The sequence below is a fragment of the Clostridium senegalense JC122 genome, assembly GCF_000285575.1.
Taxonomy (GTDB): Bacteria; Bacillota; Clostridia; order Clostridiales; family Clostridiaceae; genus Clostridium_J; species Clostridium_J senegalense.
On the sequence record NZ_CAEV01000166.1, the window covers coordinates 1 to 247 of the forward strand.

Below are 247 nucleotides of genomic sequence, written 5' to 3' on the forward strand. Positions count from 1 at the left end.
TTACCTGGCAACAACCTACCCTCCCACACAGTCTCCCGTGCAGTACTCTCGGCGTCTAGAGGCTTAACTTGCCTGTTCGGAATGGAAAGGAGTGTTACCCTCTAAACCATCATCACCAGATTTTAATTTAATATAAGCGGCGTATTTCGTCGTTAACTTCAGTCGTTGCGATACTCACTTATGTACTCATAAGCTCTGTTTCTCACTTCTTTGTTGCCTAGAACTACTTGCTTTTATTAACTTAATT

The 247-nt window shown here is 42.1% G+C and carries 1 rRNA gene; it reads right to left on the reverse strand.

The annotated features are described in order from the left end of the window. Positions 1 to 2 precede the first annotated feature (2 nt). A 5S ribosomal RNA gene (rrf, locus tag CSGHG_RS19355) occupies positions 3 to 120 on the reverse strand. Positions 121 to 247 lie beyond the last annotated feature (127 nt).